Origin of the sequence: Polynucleobacter sp. MWH-UH35A, from assembly GCF_018687075.1 — a bacterium.
Lineage (GTDB): Bacteria > Pseudomonadota > Gammaproteobacteria > Burkholderiales > Burkholderiaceae > Polynucleobacter.
Genome location: NZ_CP061285.1, coordinates 21,388 through 43,202 on the forward strand (window position 1 = coordinate 21,388; position 21,815 = coordinate 43,202).

Consider the following 21,815-nt stretch of genomic DNA (forward strand, 5'->3'; position numbering starts at 1 on the left):
AAAAGCGGAGAAATGCGATGAGTAACGGAAATATCGTGCAGTGTATCGGTCCAGTGGTGGACATTCAGTTCCCACGCGACAAAATGCCAAACATTTATGATGCATTGACATTAGTTGATAGCGGTGAAAAATCATTTGCTGAAAAAGGTTTGACCTTTGAAGTTCAGCAACAAATCGGCGACGGTGTAGTTCGCGCGATTGCCATGGGTGCGAGCGATGGCTTGCGTCGTGGCATGGAAGTGCAATCTACAGGTAAGCCAATTTCTGTACCAGTTGGCCCAGCAACTTTGGGTCGCATCATGGACGTTTTGGGTCGCCCAATTGACGACGCAGGTCCGATTGCTACGGAAGAGCGTCGCGCCATTCACCAACCAGCACCGAAGTTTGATGAACTCTCCCCTTCTGTTGACTTGCTCGAAACCGGTATTAAGGTTATCGACTTAGTTTGTCCCTTCGCTAAAGGCGGTAAGGTTGGCTTGTTCGGTGGTGCGGGTGTTGGTAAGACCGTGAACATGATGGAATTGATTAACAACATCGCTAAGCAGCACTCAGGTTTGTCGGTGTTTGCTGGTGTTGGTGAGCGTACTCGTGAGGGTAATGACTTCTACCACGAGATGAAAGAATCTAACGTTATCGACAAAGTGGCGATGGTGTTTGGTCAGATGAACGAACCTCCGGGCAACCGTTTGCGCGTTGCGTTGACTGGTTTGACAATGGCTGAAGCTTTCCGTGACGAAGGTCGTGACATCTTGTTCTTCGTTGACAACATCTACCGTTACACATTGGCTGGTACGGAAGTTTCTGCGTTGCTCGGTCGTATGCCTTCTGCTGTGGGCTACCAGCCTACATTGGCTGAAGAGATGGGTAAATTGCAAGAGCGTATTACCTCTACCAAGACTGGTTCCGTTACTTCTATTCAGGCCGTTTACGTTCCTGCGGATGACTTAACCGATCCATCACCAGCTACAACCTTCTTACACTTGGACTCCACAGTTGTGTTGTCACGTGACATCGCTGCATTGGGTATTTACCCAGCGGTTGACCCATTGGATTCAACCAGCCGTCAGCTCGACCCGCAAGTGGTTGGTCAAGAGCACTATGAAGTTGCTCGTGACGTACAGATGACATTGCAACGTTATAAAGAATTGCGCGACATTATTGCGATTTTGGGTATGGACGAATTGTCTCCAGAAGACAAATTGGCTGTATCACGTGCTCGTAAGATTCAGCGTTTCTTGTCACAGCCTTTCCACGTTGCTGAAGTGTTTACTGGTTCACCAGGCAAATACGTTCCGCTGAAAGAAACTATCCGTGGTTTCAAAATGATCTGCAGCGGCGAATTGGATCACTTGCCTGAGCAAGCGTTCTACATGGTGGGCTCAATTGATGAAGCCATCGAGAAAGCCAAGAAGCTTTAATCTAGGGAAATTATGTCAACCATACGCGTCGATGTAGTAAGTACTGAGCAGTCTATTTTTAGCGGGGAAGCCAAGTTTGTTGCGCTTCCTGGCGAAAGTGGTGAGCTCGGCATTTTGCGCGGCCACACTCCTTTGATTACACGTATTCGTCCAGGCTCAGTTCGTATTGAAAAAGCAGATGGTGACGAAGAGTTTGTTTTCGTAGCAGGTGGCTATTTAGAGGTTCAGCCAGATCACGTTACTGTTTTGGCAGATACTGCTATTCGCGGTCATGATCTTGATGAAGCGAAAGCTATTGAAGCTAAGAAGCGTGCAGAAGAAGCAATGCAAAATCGTGGCACCGACTTTGATTTGGCTCTCGCCCAATCTGAGTTCGCCATGGCGGCTGCGCAGTTGGCAGCTATTGCTCGCTTCCGTCGTAAAAAGTAATAGCCGGTCATCTCCTTGCTGTTAAATGATCGGTTTTTAAAGGCCTGCCTGGGCGAAGCGGTTGATCAAACACCGCTTTGGCTCATGCGCCAAGCCGGCCGATATCTCCCCGAATACAATGCTACGCGCGCTAAAGCGGGAAGTTTTTTAGGTCTCGCAAAAACCCCCGCTTATGCTACTGAAGTAACCCTTCAGCCTTTGGATCGCTATCCATTGGACGCGGCAATTTTGTTCTCTGATATTTTGACCATCCCCGATGCAATGGGGTTGGGCCTCAAATTTACTGCCGGCGAAGGCCCAAGTTTTGACCACCCTCTTCGTACTGAAGAGGCCGTGAAGAAATTGCGTGTCGCTGATATGGAGCAGCTCAAATATGTATTTGATGCTGTCTCTGAAATTCGTAAAGCATTGATTCAGGATGGCAAGCAGCGCGTTCCATTGATTGGTTTTTCGGGAAGTCCGTGGACATTGGCTTGCTACATGGTTGATGGCTCCAGCGCAGACGATTTTCGCCATGCCAAAACCATGATGTTTAGTCGCCCTGATTTGATGCGGCACATTCTCGATATCAATGCGCAATCTGTTGCCACTTATTTAATTGAGCAAGTAAAAGCAGGTGCGCAAGCGCTGATGATTTTTGATACTTGGGGCGGAATGCTTCCAGATGGTTGGTATCAAAAGATGTCTTTGGCGTCTATGCAAAAAGTGATTGCTATGTTGCCGCGCGAACATGAAGGCCGAAAAATTCCGGTGATTATGTTTACTAAAGGCGGCGCAATTTGGCTAAATGATATGGCGCAAGTTGGTGCTGATGTGATTGCCATTGATTGGACCGTATCACTAAGTCGCGCAAGAAAACAACTGCTATCTTTGAACAAGCCTTTGGGATTACAGGGTAATTTGGACCCTCTAATTCTGTTCGCAGAGCCAAAACAAATTGCAGAACAAGCAAACCTTCTTCTCGAAGATTTGGCGAGCGCCCCCGCCCTTAAACCTGGCCTGCATCCTTTGGATGGCCATGTTTTTAACTTGGGCCACGGCATTTCTCAATTTACCCCCCCTGAAAGTGTTACTGCACTGGCTGATGCGGTTATTAATCGCTCTAGGGCAATCAGGGCAAAGCCTTAATACTGAGTGATTGCTAACTTCCTGCCAAAATTTTTAGCGAAAGTTATGCACAGATAGCGACAAAATTCGAAAGTCAGTGAGATTGCGGGTAAAGATAAAATTTCACTTTCGGATAATGCTGTAAGTAACTGATTTATATATAAAATATCAAAAAAGCTTTAAAGGGGTGCAGAAACCGAAAGCTGATAAATTAGCTTATAAATCAGAATCCTTGGATGATATCCACAGACTTATCCACAAGCTAAATAGAAATTTGACGTAAGCCATGCCCTCTCCAATCGTAGTTCAGGTCGTTGTTGATAAGCCCCTTGCGCAGGGCTTTGATTACTTATGGGACGAAAGTGTTCTGGGGGGCTTGCCGGAGGTGGGCGCCTTAGTCGAAGTGCCTTTTGGTCGTAGTTCTTCGGTTGGGGTTGTTATTAAAGTAAGTGCTCACTCTGATTATGAGGTCGATAAATTAAAAAGAGTTTCTAGGGTTGCCCCTTTACCCCCATTAGATCCTGCAGTTTTGCGCCTAATGAATTTTGCGAGTCAGTATTACGTCCACGCACTTGGGGAAACTATTATTCCGACTATTCCGCTGATGTGGAAAAAGCCAAGTGAGTGGGAAAAGATTCCCAAAAAATTGGCAGCCGATGAAGAAAAGAAAAAGAAAAAAAGTGCCAAAGAGTTGAGCGAAGGGTTCATTGATGAAAGTCATTTGAATGAAGGACAAAAGTTCGCGTTGGAAAAATTGCGCACCTGCCCTTCGCATGAATTCAAGACAATTCTTTTGCAAGGACAAACGGGCAGCGGAAAAACGGCAGTCTTTCTGAATTGGCTGAGCGGAATTTTGGGCGACATAAATGCGCAAGTGTTGCTCTTGGTTCCTGAAATCAATTTAACGCCTCAACTAGAGCGCAGAGTGCGCGCATATTTTCCAGACAAAAAAATGGTTGTGCTGCACAGTGGCGTTAGTGAAAAGGTCAGAGGAATTGCATGGCACGATGCAATGACTGGCAAAGCCCAAATTATTTTAGGCACACGCTTGGCGGCATTAACACCGCTGCCCAACTTACGTGCGATCGTTGTTGATGAGGAGCATGATTCATCTTATAAACAGCAAGATGGCATTCGCTACTCTGCACGTGATCTTGCCATCTGGCGCGCCCACGACCTGAAGATTCCAATCCTGTTGGCATCTGCAACTCCTTCGCTTGAAACTTGGATGGCTGCAAAAGCAGGCCGTTATGACCACATTCGCCTGGATCATCGCGCGCAAGGTGCAAGCTTGCCAAAAGTTTATTTGGTAAATACGCGTGACCCACAAACGCAATTTAGCCCTGGAGATGCTGATCAACTTAAGACAAAGAGTCTGATTACAAAAACTTTGGCAAATGCAGTAAGCCGGGGTTTAGGGGACAAGCAGCAAAGCTTGATTCTCATTAATCGACGTGGTTATGCACCGGTGTTGAGTTGTAGTGCTTGCTCCTGGCTTTCTAAGTGTGAGCAATGTAGTTCATACATGGTGCTTCATAAGGCTGGTGCCTTGGCCAGAAAATCGGTTTTAAGTTGTCATCACTGCGGCCTGGCTAAGAGCATCCCCAGTCATTGTCCTGATTGCGGCAATGCTGATCTCAAGACTTTGGGACAAGGCACTCAAAAGATTGAAGATGCTATTGAAGAGATGTGGCCTAGCGCACGAGTGCTTCGGGTTGATACGGACTCCAGCAGAAAGAGCAAGGGTGCCGAAGAGCTCTTTCAGGAGATCCATACAGGAAATGTCGATATTGTTGTTGGCACTCAAATGATTGCCAAGGGGCACGATTATCAAAACATTGGGCTAGTTGCCGTATTAGATGCAGACAGTAGGCTGTTTTCTCAAGACTTCAGGGCGTCGGAGAGATTGTTTGCACAACTTGTTCAAGTAGCGGGGCGAGCTGGACGCTCGAACAAGGATGGTGAAGCAGGCGGAGCAATTTATATCGAAACACAGTTTCCAGAGGCCGCTGTTTTTCAGTTTCTATTACGTCATGACGTCGATGGCTTTTTAGCCTTTACGGCGAATGAGAGAAAAGAAGCTGGCTTGCCTCCATTTGTTTATCAGGCATTAGTTCATGCCGAAGCCAAAAGCCTGGATAAGGCAATCCAGTTTTTAAGTGCCTTAAAGGCATATCTGAAAGCGCAGGGCCTTATATCTATTGGCCTGAGAGCCTATGATCCGGTGCCAAAAGCTGTGATGCGGGTGGCTGGTTCTGAACGTGCTCAGCTACTTTTAGAGTCTGATGATCGTAAAAACTTGCAAGAAATTTTGGAAGTAATCGATCGTTATTTACGCGACCAATCCCAGGGCCGCATTAGCAAGGAGGGCCGTATTCGTTGGCTCATTGAGCGCGACCCTCTTTCAATTTAATGATTAGGTGCCAGGACCCGCAGCATAGTTTTCTAGAGTTAAAAGTTGATTTAAATCAGAAACAAGACTGTCGTTAGAGCTAGGCTTGATTTTGAATAACCAAACGCCGTAAGGTTTTTCATTAACGATCTCAGGTGATGCATCTACTTCTTCATTAAGCGCAACAATTTCACCGCTCACAGGTGCGTGAATATCGCTCGCTGCTTTTACTGACTCAATCACGGCAATAGCCTCGCCCTGCCGTACTTGCTGTCCAAGTTTTGGTGCCTGAAAGAACATCACATCTCCCAGTGCCTCTTGCGCATGATCGCTGATGCCTACCCAAACCAGTCCATCGCTTTCTAGATCGGCCCATTCATGGGTTTCTGCAAATTTAAATGTATCTTGCGTATTCATTTTTCATCCTTTGGTTTCATTTTATGCCCACCCTCATAAAATGATTGATCATCTCATTATGAATTTTTATTCTGGATATATATGCCGATTAAATTAGGAATTGTTCCCGTTACTCCCTATGAGCAAAACTGCTCAATTTTGGTTTGTCAGGATACTGGAGACGCTGCAGTGGTCGACCCGGGCGGAGATATAGAGAAGATTCTGGAAGGCGTTGCACAGATGGGCGGCAAGGTTAAAAAGATTTTGCTTACCCATGGACATTTAGATCATTGTGCGGCCGCTAAAGATTTGGCTGATCAGCTGGGCGTGCCCATTGAGGGGCCCCAAGAAGATGAGCGTTTTTGGATTGATCAATTGCCAGAGCAAACAGTGCGTTTTGGTTTTGGGCACGCCAAAGTTTTTGAGCCAGATCGCTGGTTAAATAACGGTGATCATGTACAGGTTGGCAATGTGGATCTTGAAGTGTTTCATTGCCCCGGACACACACCTGGCCACGTTGTATTTTTTGATAAAGAAGATCGCTTGGCAATTGTTGGCGATGTTTTATTTGCCGGATCAATTGGAAGAACAGATTTTCCACGTGGTAACCATGCAGATTTAATTCATGCGATTAAATCGAAGTTGTGGCCTCTTGGCGATGATGTGCAATTTGTTCCTGGTCACGGACCTATGTCCACATTTGGCCAGGAACGAAAGACCAACCCCTACGTTGGGGATGGCGCTTAAAACTTTTACTTCAATTGAATTTAGGTTTTTGCAGAACCGGTACGATGTGTACGGTTGTATAAACAGCTAGCGCAGATCCAGCGCTGCTTGCGATTGCTTGTTGGAATCCATGTGCCACCCTCAAGTCGTTTTTCACGGCTGCAAGAAGAGCAAAATTTGAGGCTCTGAGAGGTTTCTTGGGTAGCTGCTGGAGTCGAGGTAGTCATGGGCAATCCGGGTAAGGCAAATCTTATACAGAAGATCTATTTTACCCGTTTTGTCCCGCTGGGGCTGGGCTGAGCACAACCCTGACTGAATCTGCCGTTTTATTGCCGTCAAAGTCTAGCCAAGCTTTGTTTTCAAAGTCGTATAGCTTGCACTTGCGGGCAGTATCAAAATACCAGCTCCAGGAGAACTTTTGCACAAAAATACGCTCTGGAAGGATGGTTTCTAGGGTCTGCTGAGCTTCTGGCAGACGATAAAGCGGGACGCTCATGTCCACATGGTGCGCTGTGTGCTCCATGATGTGGTGCATTAATTTGCCCCAAATCCAGTTAAAAGTTAGATGAACAGTCGTTGATACAAAAGGCTGGGCGCGCAACCATTCAGACTTCTTGTCGTACCAAGAAACCTTTGGATGGGTGTGATGAACGTAGACCACAAATCCGATCATGCCGTTCCAGAATAAAAATGGAAGTGCAAAACCAGTAAGCAAGCCAACCAAAATCGATTGACCGGTAGCAACGGCGCCTGCAATTAAACAAGCAATCCAAACGATTGCAAATGCAGTAACCAACAAATTATCTTTTAAGAAAATTGGGCGATCACCAGGTTTGTTTTTTGCATTTGGGAAGTACTCACGTCTCCACCAAATTTCAATTAGGTAGTAGAAAACAGGACCCCAGCCGCTACGGTAAAGGCGCTCTAAAGCCTTACGCCACGGGGGAAGTGCGTCGTATTCTGATTTTGATAAGGGCGCCCAAACGAAGTCGAAGCCCTTCAGATTTGTCTGTCCGTGGTGAACAACGTTGTGACCAACATCCCACAGGCTGTAGGGTGTTAGCGAAGGCAAGAATGCAATGCGCCCCAAAACTTTATTGAGTTCGCGATTGGGTGTGTAGCTTTGATGGCAAGCATCATGACCCAAGATAAAAATACGTCCGGTAACGAAGCCAGCAATTACACCGAAAACGATCTTGAGAAGAATGCTTTCAACAAAAATAGTTCCTGCAATGCATCCAAGCCACAAAATGGCGTCAATGACTAAAAGCAGAATTGCGCGCCCAGTTTCACCCTGCGCCATCGGAATTAGCCAGCTTCGAATGATTTTTCGATGCGGTAATGGTGCCTCTGGCGGCAACGGGTTAGTCAATGAAGGCTCTGAAAGGGCGGTATTTAGATGTGTAGACACGATAAGAATCAATAAGTTAGGTGCAAATGATAGCGGTTTTCGCAATTTTCCGCATGATGTAAGTCAAAAATCCCTTGATTTTTGGTGCGCCCGGCAGGAATCGAACCTGCGACCCTTGGCTTCGGAGGCCAATACTCTATCCACTGAGCTACGGGCGCCATAAAAAACCAGCTACCCGCCTATTGTAAGTGCCTATATCCCCACTCTCTAGTTATAATCACGGCAAAACAACCCTAAAACCCGTCAAACGATAAATTCTTATGAGCAACGAGCACGGAAGTCTGATTAAGTCCCCAAAACAACTCATCATCATGGTGTTTGCAAGCTTTTTTGTGCCCCTCATCATCATATTGTTGTTAATGGTGTTTGTGAACAATGGCAAGCGTGGTGATGCCACAACCACTACTGAGCAGTTAATTAAGCCAGTTGCTCAACTGAACTTCAAAGATGCCAGCACCCCAAAAGAGTTGCAAACTGGCGAACAGGTTTACAAAGCCGTTTGTTCTTCATGTCATGCAACTGGTGCTGCAGGCGCTCCTAAATTTGGAGATGCAGGTGCTTGGGCCCCACGTTTAGGCAAGGGCTATGATGGTTTGCTGACATCCGTACTTAAAGGTAAAGGCGCTATGCCTGCTCGTGGTGGAGCTGCTCCTGCTGATGTGAGTGACTACGAGTTGGGTCGTGCAGTGGTATACATGGCCAATGCTGCCGGTGGAAAATTACCTGAGCCCAAGGCTCCGGCGGCAACTGCTGCAAAATAATTTTGACTGCATTCGTTTAAAAGCTGGCCTAGGCCAGCTTTTTTATTTTTGTCTATTCGTTTTTTGCGTCCAACGCAATTTGGTAGGCCTCTTTTTTTGTGAGACCCAAAGTTTGTGCGAGAACGGCAGCAATTTCTTTACTGCCAAGATAAGGGCTCAGTGCATTAGCCCACAGCAGAAGAGATGCATGTTCAGGAGTCTCGTCACCATTGCCTGCGCGCCCTGAAACCACAATAACAAATTCCCCTTTAAGACTTTCGGTTACCTCAAGCCAATTGGTAATCTCTTGCGCCTGTAGCGTGACAAGCTGTTCAAATTTCTTGGTTAACTCACGACAAACCAAGAGTTGACGCTCTGGCTCTAAATTATTCGCAAGCATCGCAAGCGTCTCTTTGATGTGGTGTGGGGACTCAAAAAAGATGCTTGCTTTGTTGCTATTAAAAATATCCTGAATAAATGCATCGCGCTCTTTAGTTTTGTTGGGCCAAAACCCCAAAAACTGAAAGCGTCCATCTGAGTTATGCATTACAGATCCCGCCGCTGAGATGGCGCTGGAAACTGCGCTGGGACCAGGAATCGGAATAACTCGAAGTCCTGCTTTTCGCACCTCATTTACTAGCTTTGCACCTGGATCAGATACTCCTGGCGTACCCGCATCTGAAATGTAGGCCCAACGCTCATGACTAGAGAGATGCTGAATAACTGTTTGGGCGCCACTGATTTCATTGTGCTCATGAAGCGCTAAACATTTTTTATGTATGCCAAATTGCTGCAGTAAAGCTGAGCTATGCCTAGTATCTTCACAAGCGATCCCATCGACGGCATTTAAAACATGTAAGGCGCGTAAAGTAATGTCGCCTAAATTGCCAATTGGTGTGGCAACCATGTAAAGAGCCCCAGCAGGTAAATCCTGCTGCTTTAAAAAATCAAATGAGCCAATTTCCATGTGGGTTGCCTGAAAAAGTTAAACAATTACTAAGAGGATACGTTGCTTTTGGGATATGCTGTTTGCTACTGAAATTAAGGCATCTTTGGCGCATAATATTGCTATGGAAAAAGAGATCAACGAACGTTTGCGCAAGCGCGCATCCCAGCACTTTCTAGATAGTATTGCTGTGAAGCAAGAGGCTGAAAAACTCTTGCCCGAGTCTGTTGCCAAGGGCGTTTTGGCAATGGTGGATTGTTTGCGTGCTGGGGGCAAGGTAATGGCCTGTGGCAATGGCGGATCTGCAGCGGATGCTCAGCATTTCGCAGCAGAGCTTGTTGGTCGATTCGAGAGAGAGCGCCAAGAATTGGCGGCGATTGCTTTGACAACAGATACCTCTATTCTGACGGCGATTGGAAATGACTATAGCTACGATGAGATTTTTAGTAAGCAAGTTCGTGGACTTGGTAAAACAGGCGACATTCTTTTGGGAATTTCAACTTCAGGAAATTCAAAGAATGTGATTAAAGCAATAGAGGCCGCAAAAAAGCTGGGAATGAAAATTATTGCATTTACAGGTAATGGTGGCGGGAAGATTGCGCAGCTATTAGATAAAGATGATATTCATTTGTGCGCGCCATCAACACGAACAGCTCGTATTCAGGAAACCCACTTGGTTTTACTACATGCTTTATGTGATGGCGTTGATCATGTACTGCTCGACTAAAAATAACTTGTCACTCCAATAAAGAAATTAGCTAAATGAAAACTGCATTCTTCAGAACATTATTCCTCGCCATCCTCATTGCCTCGCAATTGTCAGCGTGTGCAGTGATTGCTGTTGGTGGTGTGACAGCGGGCGCGGCTGTCATGGCAGATCGCCGTACGCCAGCAGTGCAAGCTATTGATAAGGGGATTGAGCTAGAAGCAGAGAATGCATTAGCAAAACGATTTGGCGATAACGCGCACATTAATGTGACATCCTTCAACCAAAAAGTATTGTTGACTGGTGAAGTAAAGGATGCTGATATTAAGGGCGAGGCAATGGCGTATGTAAAGGCAATGAAAAATGCACGCTCCGTGTTTAATGAATTAATTATCGGACCGAATAGCACATACACATCACGTGCAAACGATTCATATCTTGAGTCTAAGATCAAAACACAAATGATTTTTACTGATCAACTGCCATCAAACTCTATGGCTATAGTTGCAGAGGGAAGCAGTGTTTATCTGATGGGTATCTTGACTCAAAATGAAGCCAATCTTGCAAAGAAAGTTGCAAGCAATACTAATGGCGTGAAAGATGTTTATGTTTACTTCGACATCATTTCAGATGAAGAAAAGAATCGTCTAGAGAAGCAAGGTAAGGCCGATCAAACACAGCCAAGTACGCCTCCAAAATTTCAGTAATTTGTTGAGGGCTGTTGATGTCTAAAAAGCGAGCGACTGTAAAAATATTTTTTTTGTTTGCAGCAATCGTGCATTTCATGCCTGTCGCACAAGCTAGTGCTGAAGATGAAAAAGCATTTGCAATTGCAAAACAAAATGCATGTTTAGGTTGCCATGCTATTGATAAAAAAATTGTTGGACCCAGCTTTCGATCGGTTGCTGACCGATATAAAAGTGATCCAAATGCTCAGGCGTTTTTAAAAAATAAAATTGCTAAGGGCGGCTCAGGCTCTTGGGGTGTTGTACCTATGCCTGCGAATGGAAAATTAAGCGAGACTGATATATCGGCCTTGACTAGCTGGATATTGCGTGGCGCACCCAACAAAAATTAATGTTGGTAGTTGTTTGAAGAACTAACGCGCCAAGTCAGGTCTACCCAAGAACCACCACCACGCTTGATTAGAGCGCTTCAAGTTTGCCTTTAGAGCGTAATCCATATCAGCCCATTGCTCATTAGCCGCTTCTTCCACAATGGTTGCTGTGCTTGCCGGAGGTAATTTCAGGCAAGCATCTGCATCACCGTATGCATATTCAACGGTCATGCCAGCCTTTTGTGCCAAATGCATCATTGCTTTGTTGTTTGCAAGGCAATGAACGTAAAGAGTCTCGATACGGGTATTGCGGGAATGCACGGCGGAACGCTGTAATAGCGCTGTCCCAATGCCCTGGGAGCGCCCTGCTGGTAATACGGACACCCCAAACTCGGCTTCACGTGCATGGCCTTTGTGCACTGGCAAATAGGCTAAATGCGCCATGCCAATAAGCTTGAGGTTTAAATCAAACACGCCAAAAATGGCATCTTTATTGAAATCGAGATGCTCAACATAGTGATGAATGACTTCATCAGGAGTCTGTGTACCAAAGCGTAAGCGTCTATCTTCATCATTGAGTTGCAACAAATGATTCAGAATTTCCTGTCTATACCCAGCATGAAGTTCGCGAACGGGTACGGCCTGCCCAGCCGTATATGGGCTCGCAGGTAAGTGACTATTCGCTAATTTATTGTGCATAGCAATATTTTAGCAGAAACGAGGATAAATTTCAGGGTTTTCCCTTACTTGTGGTTAAAACGCCATTGGAGGCTCAAAAAAGCATTAAAAAAGTTGGCCGGCTTGACCCGAAGTGCTAAAAAACACGAAAAAAAGAAAAAAATAGGAAAAAATTTGAAATTTTTTTTGAAAACTAAACCATTGTTTTTATTGGATTAATTTTTAAAGTAGGAAAAAACCCTGCCTTTTTTGAGTAAAAGAGTACGAAAGGTGTTGACGACCCTTAAAAAGTGGGATATAGTCTCACCTCTCTGCTGAATGTTTTTTGAAACAAGAAACAAATCAGCCCTCTTTAAAAATTAGTCAACCGATAATTGTGGGTACTAAGTGAAAGCATCCAGTCCTTCGGGACAGATGTAAATAAATAGTACTCATAGACAGTAAAGATTTGGTTTTTTACCAAGTCGATTTCTTGAATGAGTGCGACGATCCGCAAGGATCACAGGAATTGAACTGAAGAGTTTGATCCTGGCTCAGATTGAACGCTGGCGGCATGCCTTACACATGCAAGTCGAACGGCAGCACGGGTGCTTGCACCTGGTGGCGAGTGGCGAACGGGTGAGTAATACATCGGAACGTACCTTATCGTGGGGGATAACGCAGCGAAAGCTGTGCTAATACCGCATACGCCCTGAGGGGGAAAGCGGGGGATCGAAAGACCTCGCGCGATTAGAGCGGCCGATGCCTGATTAGCTTGTTGGTGGGGTAAAAGCCCACCAAGGCAACGATCAGTAGCTGGTCTGAGAGGACGATCAGCCACACTGGGACTGAGACACGGCCCAGACTCCTACGGGAGGCAGCAGTGGGGAATTTTGGACAATGGGGGCAACCCTGATCCAGCAATGCCGCGTGAGTGAAGAAGGCCTTCGGGTTGTAAAGCTCTTTTGTCAGGGAAGAAACACCGGCTCTAACACAGTCCGGGAATGACGGTACCTGAAGAATAAGCACCGGCTAACTACGTGCCAGCAGCCGCGGTAATACGTAGGGTGCGAGCGTTAATCGGAATTACTGGGCGTAAAGCGTGCGCAGGCGGTTATACAAGACAGGCGTGAAATCCCCGGGCTTAACCTGGGAATGGCGCCTGTGACTGTATAGCTAGAGTGTGTCAGAGGGGGGTAGAATTCCACGTGTAGCAGTGAAATGCGTAGATATGTGGAGGAATACCAATGGCGAAGGCAGCCCCCTGGGATAACACTGACGCTCATGCACGAAAGCGTGGGGAGCAAACAGGATTAGATACCCTGGTAGTCCACGCCCTAAACGATGCTGACTAGTTGTTCGGGATTTACATCCTGAGTAACGTAGCTAACGCGTGAAGTCAGCCGCCTGGGGAGTACGGTCGCAAGATTAAAACTCAAAGGAATTGACGGGGACCCGCACAAGCGGTGGATGATGTGGATTAATTCGATGCAACGCGAAAAACCTTACCTACCCTTGACATGTCACTAACGAAGTAGAGATACATTAGGTGCTCGTAAGAGAAAGTGAACACAGGTGCTGCATGGCTGTCGTCAGCTCGTGTCGTGAGATGTTGGGTTAAGTCCCGCAACGAGCGCAACCCTTGTCTTTAGTTGCTACGCAAGAGCACTCTAAAGAGACTGCCGGTGACAAACCGGAGGAAGGTGGGGATGACGTCAAGTCCTCATGGCCCTTATGGGTAGGGCTTCACACGTCATACAATGGTGCATACAGAGGGTTGCCAACCCGCGAGGGGGAGCTAATCTCAGAAAATGCATCGTAGTCCGGATCGTAGTCTGCAACTCGACTACGTGAAGCTGGAATCGCTAGTAATCGCGGATCAGAATGTCGCGGTGAATACGTTCCCGGGTCTTGTACACACCGCCCGTCATACCATGGGAGTGGGTTTTGCCAGAAGCCGTTAGCCTAACCGCAAGGAGGGCGACTGCCACGGCAGGGTTCATGACTGGGGTAAAGTCGTAACAAGGTAGCCGTATCGGAAGGTGCGGCTGGATCACCTCCTTTCTAGAGAAAAGATGCTGGATCTATAGTGCCCACACTTATCGGTTGACAATAAAAGCCACGGGTCTGTAGCTCAGCTGGTTAGAGCACTGTGTTGATAACGCAGGGGTCGTAGGTTCAAGTCCTACCAGACCCACCACCAGCCAGAAACAAACTTAGTGGACGTTGGGGGATTAGCTCAGCTGGGAGAGCACCTGCTTTGCAAGCAGGGGGTCGTCGGTTCGATCCCGTCATCCTCCACCAACATATAAATGTCAAAACTAAGCAATTGTTAATTGTTTAGTTTTGCCATTTATGGCTGTTCTTTAAAAATTTGAGTAAGCAAAGTGTCAAACGTATCTTTGAGAGTGCGTTTGACAATGTAATAAGGGTAAAGATTGAATCATCAATCAGTAATATCAAACGAGTTTTACAAAGTTCTTAACAAGTACTTACAGTTTGGATTACGGCAAACATGTCAGAAGTAGAAGTAAAACCTGTAACAGGTACTAGCAATGGTGCTCGTTATAGGATCAAGTGAATAAGTGCACATGATGGATGCCTTGGCGATTACAGGCGACGAAAGACGTTATAACCTGCGATAAGCCCCGGGGAGCTGGTAAATAAGCTTTGATCCGGGGATTTCTGAATGGGGAAACCCACCACTTTTGTGGTATCCATACCTGAATACATAGGGTATGAGAAGCGAACCTCGTGAACTGAAACATCTAAGTAGCGAGAGGAAAAGACATCAACCGAGATTCCCAAAGTAGTGGCGAGCGAAATGGGAAGAGCCTTCTAGTGATAGCTCAGTAATTAACAGAATGGAATGGAAAGTCCAACAATAAAGGGTGATAGTCCCGTATGTGAAAATTATTGAGTGGTACTAGGCTAGAGACAAGTAGGGCGGGACACGTGAAATCCTGTCTGAATATGGGGGGACCATCCTCCAAGGCTAAATACTCGTAATCGACCGATAGTGAACAAGTACCGTGAGGGAAAGGCGAAAAGAACCCCGGGAGGGGAGTGAAATAGATCCTGAAATTGTGTGCATACAAACAGTAGGAGCCTCGTAAGGGGTGACTGCGTACCTTTTGTATAATGGGTCAGCGACTTACATTCAGTAGCAAGCTTAACCGAATAGGGAAGGCGTAGCGAAAGCGAGTCCGAATAGGGCGCTAGTTGCTGGGTGTAGACCCGAAACCAGTTGATCTATCCATGGCCAGGTTGAAGGTGCGGTAACACGTACTGGAGGACCGAACCCACTAACGTTGAAAAGTTAGGGGATGAGCTGTGGATAGGGGTGAAAGGCTAAACAAAACTGGAAATAGCTGGTTCTCTCCGAAAACTATTTAGGTAGTGCCTCGTGTATCACCGTAGGGGGTAGAGCACTGTCATGGTAGTGGGGTCCATTGCGGATTACTGCGCCATAGCAAACTCCGAATACCTACGAGTGCGAGCACGGGAGACAGACATCGGGTGCTAACGTCCGGTGTCAAGAGGGAAACAACCCAGACCGCCAGCTAAGGTCCCTAATATATGCTAAGTGGGAAACGAAGTGGGAAGGCTAAAACAGTCAGGAGGTTGGCTTAGAAGCAGCCATCCTTTAAAGAAAGCGTAATAGCTCACTGATCGAGTCGTCCTGCGCGGAAGATGTAACGGGGCTAAGCATATAACCGAAGCTGCGGATCACGTAAGTGATGGTAGGAGAGCGTTCTGTAAGCCTGTGAAGGTGTCTTGTAAAGGATGCTGGAGGTATCAGAAGTGCGAATGCTGACATGAGTAGCGATAAAGGGGGTGAAAAGCCCCCTCGCCGTAAGCCCAAGGTTTCCTGTTCAACGTTCATCGGAACAGGGTGAGTCGGCCCCTAAGGCGAGGCAGAGATGCGTAGCTGATGGGAACAAGGTTAATATTCCTTGACCATTGTTAGATGCGATGGGGGGACGGATCGCGGAAAGTTGTCCGGGTGTTGGATGTCCCGGTTCTTGCGTTGGAGATGGCTATTAGGTAAATCCGGTAGCGTAATTCAAGGGCGTGAGACGAGCGAATTTATTCGCGAAGCAATTGGAAGTGGTTCCAAGAAAAGCCTCTAAGCTTCAGTCTAACAAGACCGTACCGCAAACCGACACAGGTGGGCGAGATGAGTATTCTAAGGCGCTTGAGAGAACTCAGGAGAAGGAACTCGGCAAATTTGTACCGTAACTTCGGGATAAGGTACGCCCTGGTAGTTTGACCGTGAACAACGGAAGGACGAAAGGGTTGCAATAAAAAGGTGGCTGCGACTGTTTAATAAAAACACAGCACTCTGCAAACACGAAAGTGGACGTATAGGGTGTGACGCCTGCCCGGTGCTGGAAGATTAAATGATGGGGTGCAAGCTCTTGATTGAAGTCCCAGTAAACGGCGGCCGTAACTATAACGGTCCTAAGGTAGCGAAATTCCTTGTCGGGTAAGTTCCGACCTGCACGAATGGCGTAACGATGGCCACACTGTCTCCTCCTGAGACTCAGCGAAGTTGAAATGTTTGTGATGATGCAATCTACCCGTGGCTAGACGGAAAGACCCCATGAACCTTTACTGTAGCTTTGCATTGGACTTTGAATCGGTCTGTGTAGGATAGGTGGGAGGCGTTGATAACAGGATGCTAGTTCTGTTGGAGCCAACCTTGAAATACCACCCTGATTTATTTGAGGTTCTAACCTTGGCCCGTTATCCGGGTCGGGAACAGTGCATGGTAGGCAGTTTGACTGGGGCGGTCTCCTCCCAAAGTGTAACGGAGGAGTACGAAGGTACGCTTGGTACGGTCGGACATCGTACCTAAAGTGCAATGGCAAAAGCGTGCTTAACTGCGAGACCGACAAGTCGAGCAGGTGCGAAAGCAGGTCATAGTGATCCGGTGGTTCTGTATGGAAGGGCCATCGCTCAACGGATAAAAGGTACTCTGGGGATAACAGGCTGATACCGCCCAAGAGTTCATATCGACGGCGGTGTTTGGCACCTCGATGTCGGCTCATCTCATCCTGGGGCTGTAGCCGGTCCCAAGGGTATGGCTGTTCGCCATTTAAAGAGGTACGTGAGCTGGGTTTAAAACGTCGTGAGACAGTTTGGTCCCTATCTGCCATGGGCGTTGGAGATTTGACGGGGGCTGCTCCTAGTACGAGAGGACCGGAGTGGACGTACCGCTGGTGTACCTGTTGTTTCGCCAGAAGCATCGCAGGGTAGCTATGTACGGAAGAGATAACCGCTGAAAGCATCTAAGCGGGAAACTTGCCTGAAGATGAGATCTCCCGTAGGTTTAACCTACATAAAGGGTCGTTGAAGACCACAACGTTGATAGGTCGGGTGTGGAAGCGCAGTAATGCGTTAAGCTAACCGATACTAATTGCCCGTTAGGCTTGATCCTATAACCAGCACTATTGTGTTGGATGTTTGCCAGATTTAATCTGCATCCTTAATTACATGCTTACTCAAATAGAGTTGTTGATTTATCAGCAACTCAACCCTCTACGCCCGGTGACCATAGCGAATTGGAACCACTCCTTCCCATCCCGAACAGGACAGTGAAACGATTCTACGCCGATGATAGTGCGGATTACCCGTGTGAAAGTAGGTAACTGCCGGGCACCAATGCGACGCCCAGACCCTTTTAGGTCTGGGCGTTTTTACTTGTGCAAAGCGTTTAGAGAGATTGACAGAAACTCCATTTGGAGTCAGAATATTGGGTTCGCGGAGGGGTGTCCGAGCGGCTAAAGGAGGCAGACTGTAAATCTGTTGGCTACGCCTACGTAGGTTCGAATCCTACCCCCTCCACCAGATGTGCGGGATTAGTTTAATGGTAAAACAGCAGATTTCCAATCTTCGGTCAAGAGTTCGATTCTCTTATCCCGCTCCAGAATTTGTTGCATTAGATTACGCCCATGTGGCTCAGTGGTAGAGCACTCCCTTGGTAAGGGAGAGGTCGGCAGTTCGATCCTGCCCATGGGCACCATGTTGGTTTTATTAATTGTGTATTTCGTGTTTGGTTTAAGAGTTAACTAAAGGCAGATTAAAAATGGCAAAAGAAAAATTCGAGCGGACAAAACCGCACGTAAACGTAGGCACCATCGGTCACGTTGACCACGGTAAAACTACTTTGACAGCAGCAATCGCAACCGTGCTTTCTAAAGCATTCGGTGGCGAAGCAAAAGCATACGATCAGATCGATGCTGCTCCAGAAGAAAAAGCCCGTGGTATTACGATTAATACTGCACACGTTGAGTACGAGACTGCAAATCGTCACTACGCTCACGTTGACTGCCCAGGACATGCTGACTACGTCAAGAACATGATTACTGGTGCTGCTCAGATGGACGGTGCTATTTTGGTATGTTCTGCTGCTGACGGCCCAATGCCACAAACTCGTGAGCACATCCTCTTGGCACGCCAAGTGGGCGTTCCTTACATCGTCGTGTTCTTGAACAAGTGCGACATGGTTGATGACGCTGAATTGTTAGAACTCGTTGAAATGGAAGTTCGTGAGCTTTTGTCTAAGTACAACTTCCCTGGCGATGACACACCAATCATCCAAGGTTCTGCTAAGTTAGCCTTAGAAGGCGACGAAGGCAAATTGGGTAAAGAAGCCATCATGAAATTGGCTGAAGCCCTTGACTCTTACATCCCAACTCCAGAGCGTGCTGTTGACGGCGCGTTCTTGATGCCAGTAGAAGACGTGTTCTCTATCTCCGGTCGCGGTACTGTAGTAACCGGTCGTATCGAGCGCGGCATCATCAAAGTGGGCGAAGAGATCGAAATCATTGGTATCAAACCAACCCTCAAGACCACTTGTACTGGTGTTGAAATGTTCCGCAAATTGCTCGACCAAGGTCAAGCAGGCGATAACGTGGGTATCTTGTTACGCGGTACAAAACGTGAAGAAGTTGAGCGCGGCCAAGTATTGGCTAAGCCAGGTTCAATCACTCCACATACTCACTTTACAGCCGAGGTTTACATCTTGGGTAAAGATGAAGGTGGCCGTCATACTCCATTCTTTAACAACTATCGTCCACAGTTCTACTTCCGCACTACGGACGTAACTGGTTCAATCGAGTTGCCAAAAGACAAAGAAATGGTGATGCCTGGTGATAACGTAACCATTACCGTAAAACTCATCGCTCCTATCGCGATGGAAGAAGGTTTACGTTTTGCGATCCGTGAAGGTGGCCGTACTGTTGGCGCCGGCGTGGTTGCAAAGATTTTGGCTTAAGTAGTTTTTATAAAGGGGTGTAGCTCAATTGGCAGAGCGTTGGTCTCCAAAACCAAAGGTTGGGGGTTCGATGCCCTCCGCCCCTGCCACGATTTGAACTGAAAGTAATATGTCTCATCAAACAGCAAGTCAAACTGAAGAAAAAAGCAGCTGGGTCTCTGGACTCGCTGCTTTAATCGTCGTTGCAGCGTTAGTTCTTTACTACACGTTAGCGGACCAATCCATGTTGGTTCGTTTGGCTGTTTTGTTCGGCGGTATTGCAGCTGCAGTTTTGATTGTGGCGATTTCTCCGGATGGGCGTCGTTTTATCGCCTACGGAAAAGATTCTTGGTATGAAGTAAAAAAGGTTGTTTGGCCAACTCGTAAAGAGACAACCCAAATGACTCTAGTCGTATTTGGCTTTGTTCTGATCATGTCCTTGTTTTTATGGATTGCAGACAAATTGATTGAATGGCTAGTTTTTTCAGTCTTTTTGGGCTGGAAGTGAGTAAAAAATGATTGATTCTGAAGTAGCCGCAAATCCACAAGCTACCGGCAATATGCGCTGGTACGTTATTCACGCTTATTCCGGAATGGAAAAGAGTGTCAAAAAAGGTCTTGAAGAGCGTATTGCACGCTCTGGCATGCCTGAAAAATTTGGCCGTATTTTGGTCCCCTCCGAAGAGGTTGTGGAGATCAAATCCGGCACCAAGTCCGTTTCTGAGCGTCGTTTCTTCCCAGGATACGTCCTGATTGAGATGGAAATGACTGACGAAAGCTGGCACTTGGTTAAAAACACGCCAAAAGTAACTGGTTTCGTAGGCGGTGTTCGCAATCGCCCAAGCCCGATTTCGACTGCAGAAGTTACCAAAATCATGGATCAAATGCAGGCTGGGGTCGATAAACCCAAGCCTAAGACCCTGTTTGAGGTGGGCGAGATGGTTCGTGTCAAGGAAGGTCCATTTACAGACTTCAACGGAAACGTTGAAGAAGTGAACTACGAGAAGTCAAGATTACGCGTTTCTGTTACAATTTTTGGCCGCGGTACCCCAGTTGAGCTGGAGTTCGGCCAAGTAGAAAAGATGTAAAAACAAGGACTTAGTCCAGTTTTGCAGTGCAGTAGTAGAAGTAAAAGCAGTTTTAGATGGTTATTTCGTTTTTGTATTTAACCGAGGAGCGGAGCTAGAAAGCCAAAAACTAGCGAAGCGTTTACTCAACAGCGGTCTTTCCTAATGAGGTTAGGCGCGCTTTAAGGAGCAACACATGGCAAAGAAGATCATTGGCTTTATTAAGCTGCAGATCCCTGCAGGTAAAGCAAATCCATCACCTCCCGTAGGTCCAGCATTGGGTCAACGTGGCCTCAACATTATGGAATTCTGTAAGGCGTTTAATGCTCAAACTCAGAGCATGGAACCTGGCCTACCAATTCCAGTTGTGATTACAGCGTTCGCTGATAAGAGCTTCACATTCATCATGAAGACTCCTCCAGCAACCATCATGATTAAGAAAGCTGCGAAGATCGAAAAAGGATCACCACGTCCCCATACCGATAAGGTTGGTTCAATTACTCGTGCTCAAGCGGAAGAAATCGCTAAAGCAAAAATGCCAGACTTGACAGCAGCCGATATGGACGCAGCTGTTAGAACTATCGCTGGTAGCGCCCGTTCCATGGGCATCACTGTGGAAGGTCTCTAATCATGACTAAGTTATCTAAACGCGTTAAAGCAATTCAATCTAAAGTTGATCGCAACAAGTTCTATTCATTAGACGATGCATTGAACCTTGTTAAAGAGTGTGCAACTGCTAAGTTTGATGAGTCTATCGACGTTGCAGTTCAGTTGGGTATTGACGCTAAGAAATCTGACCAAGTTGTGCGTGGCGCAGTAGTGCTCCCAGCTGGTACAGGTAAGCATGTTCGTGTAGCTGTTTTTGCTCAAGGCGAGAAGGCTGAACAAGCTAAAGCTGCTGGTGCAGAAATCGTTGGTATGGAAGATCTTGCTGAACAAATTAAAGGCGGCAAAATTGATTTCGATATTTTGATCGCATCCCCAGACACAATGAAAATTGTTGGTACTTTAGGTCAAGTATTGGGCCCACGTGGTTTGATGCCAAATCCAAAAGTAGGAACCGTTACTCCTGACGTTGCTACTGCAGTTAAAAATGCAAAAGCAGGTCAAGTTCAGTTCCGTGTGGACAAAGCCGGTATCGTGCACGCAAGCATTGGCCGTCGTTCATTCGAGCCAACAGCATTGAAATCGAACTTGCTCGCATTGCTTGAGGCTTTGAATAAAGCAAAACCTCCTGCATCTAAGGGCGTTTATTTAAAGAAGGTTGCCGTAAGCAGCACCATGGGTGCAGGCGTACGTGTAGACCAAGCATCGTTACAGGCAGCAGCTTAATTAGCCTGTAACAAAAAAGAACTTTGGGTCGACTCCCACTCTTTGAGTGAGAGTCGAACATCAAAGACCGTTGGTGAATTAGTTGCTAATAAAGAGTTAATTCTTAATCGTTACGAAAGTAATAGCCAGCGCAGATGGCGACCCTGAAAAGATACTCACAAGATCTCTTG

The 21,815-nt window shown here is 46.7% G+C and carries 19 protein-coding genes, 7 tRNA genes and 3 rRNA genes; 23 read left to right on the forward strand and 6 right to left on the reverse strand.

Annotated features, from left to right (window positions below; translation table 11 throughout):
- Nucleotides 1-17 precede the first annotated feature (17 nt).
- The 4 genes from atpD to priA all read left to right on the forward strand — a co-directional run bounded on the left by atpD (nucleotide 18) and on the right by priA (nucleotide 5,367).
- Nucleotides 18-1,418, forward strand: a complete 1,401-nt coding sequence (gene atpD, locus ICV36_RS00115) for a F0F1 ATP synthase subunit beta (protein ID WP_215400577.1) — start codon at nucleotides 18-20, stop codon at nucleotides 1,416-1,418.
- A gap of 12 nt (nucleotides 1,419-1,430) precedes the next feature.
- On the forward strand, nucleotides 1,431-1,847 hold the full coding sequence (locus tag ICV36_RS00120) for a F0F1 ATP synthase subunit epsilon (protein WP_215400578.1): 417 nt from the start codon (nucleotides 1,431-1,433) through the stop codon (nucleotides 1,845-1,847).
- Nucleotides 1,848-1,856: 9 nt separating this feature from the next.
- Entirely contained in the window at nucleotides 1,857-2,975 is a 1,119-nt protein-coding gene (gene hemE / locus ICV36_RS00125) for a uroporphyrinogen decarboxylase (RefSeq protein ID WP_215401495.1), read from the forward strand.
- Between the two features lie 265 nt (nucleotides 2,976-3,240).
- Nucleotides 3,241-5,367 (forward strand): primosomal protein N', encoded by a 2,127-nt coding sequence (gene priA / locus ICV36_RS00130; RefSeq protein WP_215400579.1) that lies wholly within the window; start codon nucleotides 3,241-3,243, stop codon nucleotides 5,365-5,367.
- A gap of 3 nt (nucleotides 5,368-5,370) precedes the next feature.
- Here priA and gcvH read toward each other — a convergent pair whose 3' ends face one another.
- Nucleotides 5,371-5,763: a glycine cleavage system protein GcvH gene (gene gcvH, locus ICV36_RS00135; RefSeq protein WP_215400580.1), complete on the reverse strand. Its 393-nt coding sequence runs from the start codon at nucleotides 5,761-5,763 to the stop codon at nucleotides 5,371-5,373.
- 81 nt (nucleotides 5,764-5,844) lie between these two features.
- On the opposite strand from gcvH, the gene ICV36_RS00140 reads away from it, so the two are divergent.
- Entirely contained in the window at nucleotides 5,845-6,489 is a 645-nt protein-coding gene (locus ICV36_RS00140) for an MBL fold metallo-hydrolase (protein WP_371743203.1), read from the forward strand.
- Nucleotides 6,490-6,509: 20 nt separating this feature from the next.
- Here the strand turns inward: ICV36_RS00140 and ICV36_RS00145 are convergent, their stop codons facing one another.
- The 3 genes from ICV36_RS00145 to ICV36_RS00155 form a co-directional block, all read right to left on the reverse strand.
- Entirely contained in the window at nucleotides 6,510-6,695 is a 186-nt protein-coding gene (locus tag ICV36_RS00145; protein ID WP_041396810.1) for a hypothetical protein, read from the reverse strand.
- Between the two features lie 41 nt (nucleotides 6,696-6,736).
- A complete protein-coding gene (locus ICV36_RS00150) occupies nucleotides 6,737-7,879 on the reverse strand; it encodes a fatty acid desaturase (protein ID WP_251375025.1) in 1,143 nt (380 codons plus the stop codon).
- Between the two features lie 82 nt (nucleotides 7,880-7,961).
- Nucleotides 7,962-8,037 (reverse strand) — tRNA-Arg (locus ICV36_RS00155).
- A gap of 102 nt (nucleotides 8,038-8,139) precedes the next feature.
- Between ICV36_RS00155 and ICV36_RS00160 the strand changes: the two genes are divergently transcribed.
- The gene (locus ICV36_RS00160; RefSeq protein WP_215400581.1) at nucleotides 8,140-8,640 is read left to right on the forward strand and encodes a cytochrome c5 family protein; all 501 of its coding nucleotides are present in this window, start codon (nucleotides 8,140-8,142) and stop codon (nucleotides 8,638-8,640) included.
- A gap of 52 nt (nucleotides 8,641-8,692) precedes the next feature.
- Here the strand turns inward: ICV36_RS00160 and rsmI are convergent, their stop codons facing one another.
- Nucleotides 8,693-9,586, reverse strand: coding sequence for a 16S rRNA (cytidine(1402)-2'-O)-methyltransferase (gene rsmI, locus ICV36_RS00165; protein ID WP_215400582.1), 894 nt, complete (start codon nucleotides 9,584-9,586; stop codon nucleotides 8,693-8,695).
- Between the two features lie 103 nt (nucleotides 9,587-9,689).
- On the opposite strand from rsmI, the gene ICV36_RS00170 reads away from it, so the two are divergent.
- From ICV36_RS00170 to ICV36_RS00180, 3 genes are read left to right on the forward strand one after another with little or no spacing between them, the layout of a single operon-like run.
- On the forward strand, nucleotides 9,690-10,292 hold the full coding sequence (locus tag ICV36_RS00170; protein WP_215401498.1) for a phosphoheptose isomerase: 603 nt from the start codon (nucleotides 9,690-9,692) through the stop codon (nucleotides 10,290-10,292).
- Nucleotides 10,293-10,327: 35 nt separating this feature from the next.
- A complete protein-coding gene (locus ICV36_RS00175; RefSeq protein ID WP_215400583.1) occupies nucleotides 10,328-10,978 on the forward strand; it encodes a BON domain-containing protein in 651 nt (216 codons plus the stop codon).
- A 17-nt stretch (nucleotides 10,979-10,995) separates the two neighbouring features.
- Nucleotides 10,996-11,349, forward strand: a complete 354-nt coding sequence (locus ICV36_RS00180; protein WP_215400584.1) for a c-type cytochrome — start codon at nucleotides 10,996-10,998, stop codon at nucleotides 11,347-11,349.
- 21 nt (nucleotides 11,350-11,370) lie between these two features.
- Here ICV36_RS00180 and ICV36_RS00185 read toward each other — a convergent pair whose 3' ends face one another.
- Nucleotides 11,371-12,027 carry a GNAT family N-acetyltransferase gene (locus ICV36_RS00185; protein ID WP_215400585.1) on the reverse strand — a complete coding sequence of 219 codons (657 nt, stop codon included), beginning with the start codon at nucleotides 12,025-12,027 and terminating at the stop codon, nucleotides 11,371-11,373.
- 489 nt (nucleotides 12,028-12,516) lie between these two features.
- On the opposite strand from ICV36_RS00185, the gene ICV36_RS00190 reads away from it, so the two are divergent.
- From ICV36_RS00190 to rplA, 14 genes are all read left to right on the forward strand, one after another.
- Nucleotides 12,517-14,049 (forward strand): 16S ribosomal RNA (locus ICV36_RS00190).
- Nucleotides 14,050-14,108: 59 nt separating this feature from the next.
- Nucleotides 14,109-14,185: transfer RNA gene (locus tag ICV36_RS00195), tRNA-Ile, on the forward strand.
- Nucleotides 14,186-14,213: 28 nt separating this feature from the next.
- Nucleotides 14,214-14,289: transfer RNA gene (locus ICV36_RS00200), tRNA-Ala, on the forward strand.
- A gap of 267 nt (nucleotides 14,290-14,556) precedes the next feature.
- Nucleotides 14,557-17,428, forward strand: a 23S ribosomal RNA gene (locus ICV36_RS00205).
- Nucleotides 17,429-17,534: 106 nt separating this feature from the next.
- Nucleotides 17,535-17,648, forward strand: a 5S ribosomal RNA gene (rrf, locus tag ICV36_RS00210).
- Together the 16S, 23S and 5S rRNA genes with 5 tRNA genes alongside form the textbook arrangement of a ribosomal RNA operon.
- 105 nt (nucleotides 17,649-17,753) lie before the next feature.
- Nucleotides 17,754-17,838: transfer RNA gene (locus tag ICV36_RS00215), tRNA-Tyr, on the forward strand.
- 5 nt (nucleotides 17,839-17,843) lie between these two features.
- Nucleotides 17,844-17,917, forward strand: a tRNA-Gly gene (locus ICV36_RS00220).
- 21 nt (nucleotides 17,918-17,938) lie between these two features.
- Nucleotides 17,939-18,013, forward strand: a tRNA-Thr gene (locus tag ICV36_RS00225).
- A 63-nt stretch (nucleotides 18,014-18,076) separates the two neighbouring features.
- A complete protein-coding gene (tuf, locus tag ICV36_RS00230) occupies nucleotides 18,077-19,267 on the forward strand; it encodes an elongation factor Tu (RefSeq protein ID WP_068320082.1) in 1,191 nt (396 codons plus the stop codon).
- A 13-nt stretch (nucleotides 19,268-19,280) separates the two neighbouring features.
- Nucleotides 19,281-19,356: transfer RNA gene (locus tag ICV36_RS00235), tRNA-Trp, on the forward strand.
- A gap of 20 nt (nucleotides 19,357-19,376) precedes the next feature.
- Entirely contained in the window at nucleotides 19,377-19,754 is a 378-nt protein-coding gene (secE, locus tag ICV36_RS00240) for a preprotein translocase subunit SecE (RefSeq protein ID WP_215400586.1), read from the forward strand.
- Between the two features lie 7 nt (nucleotides 19,755-19,761).
- Complete coding sequence (gene nusG / locus ICV36_RS00245) at nucleotides 19,762-20,334, forward strand: transcription termination/antitermination protein NusG (RefSeq protein ID WP_114637484.1); 573 nt, start codon at nucleotides 19,762-19,764, stop codon at nucleotides 20,332-20,334.
- 175 nt (nucleotides 20,335-20,509) lie between these two features.
- Nucleotides 20,510-20,941, forward strand: coding sequence for a 50S ribosomal protein L11 (gene rplK / locus ICV36_RS00250; RefSeq protein WP_068320088.1), 432 nt, complete (start codon nucleotides 20,510-20,512; stop codon nucleotides 20,939-20,941).
- A gap of 2 nt (nucleotides 20,942-20,943) precedes the next feature.
- Nucleotides 20,944-21,645 carry a 50S ribosomal protein L1 gene (gene rplA / locus ICV36_RS00255; protein WP_068320090.1) on the forward strand — a complete coding sequence of 234 codons (702 nt, stop codon included), beginning with the start codon at nucleotides 20,944-20,946 and terminating at the stop codon, nucleotides 21,643-21,645.
- Nucleotides 21,646-21,815 lie beyond the last annotated feature (170 nt).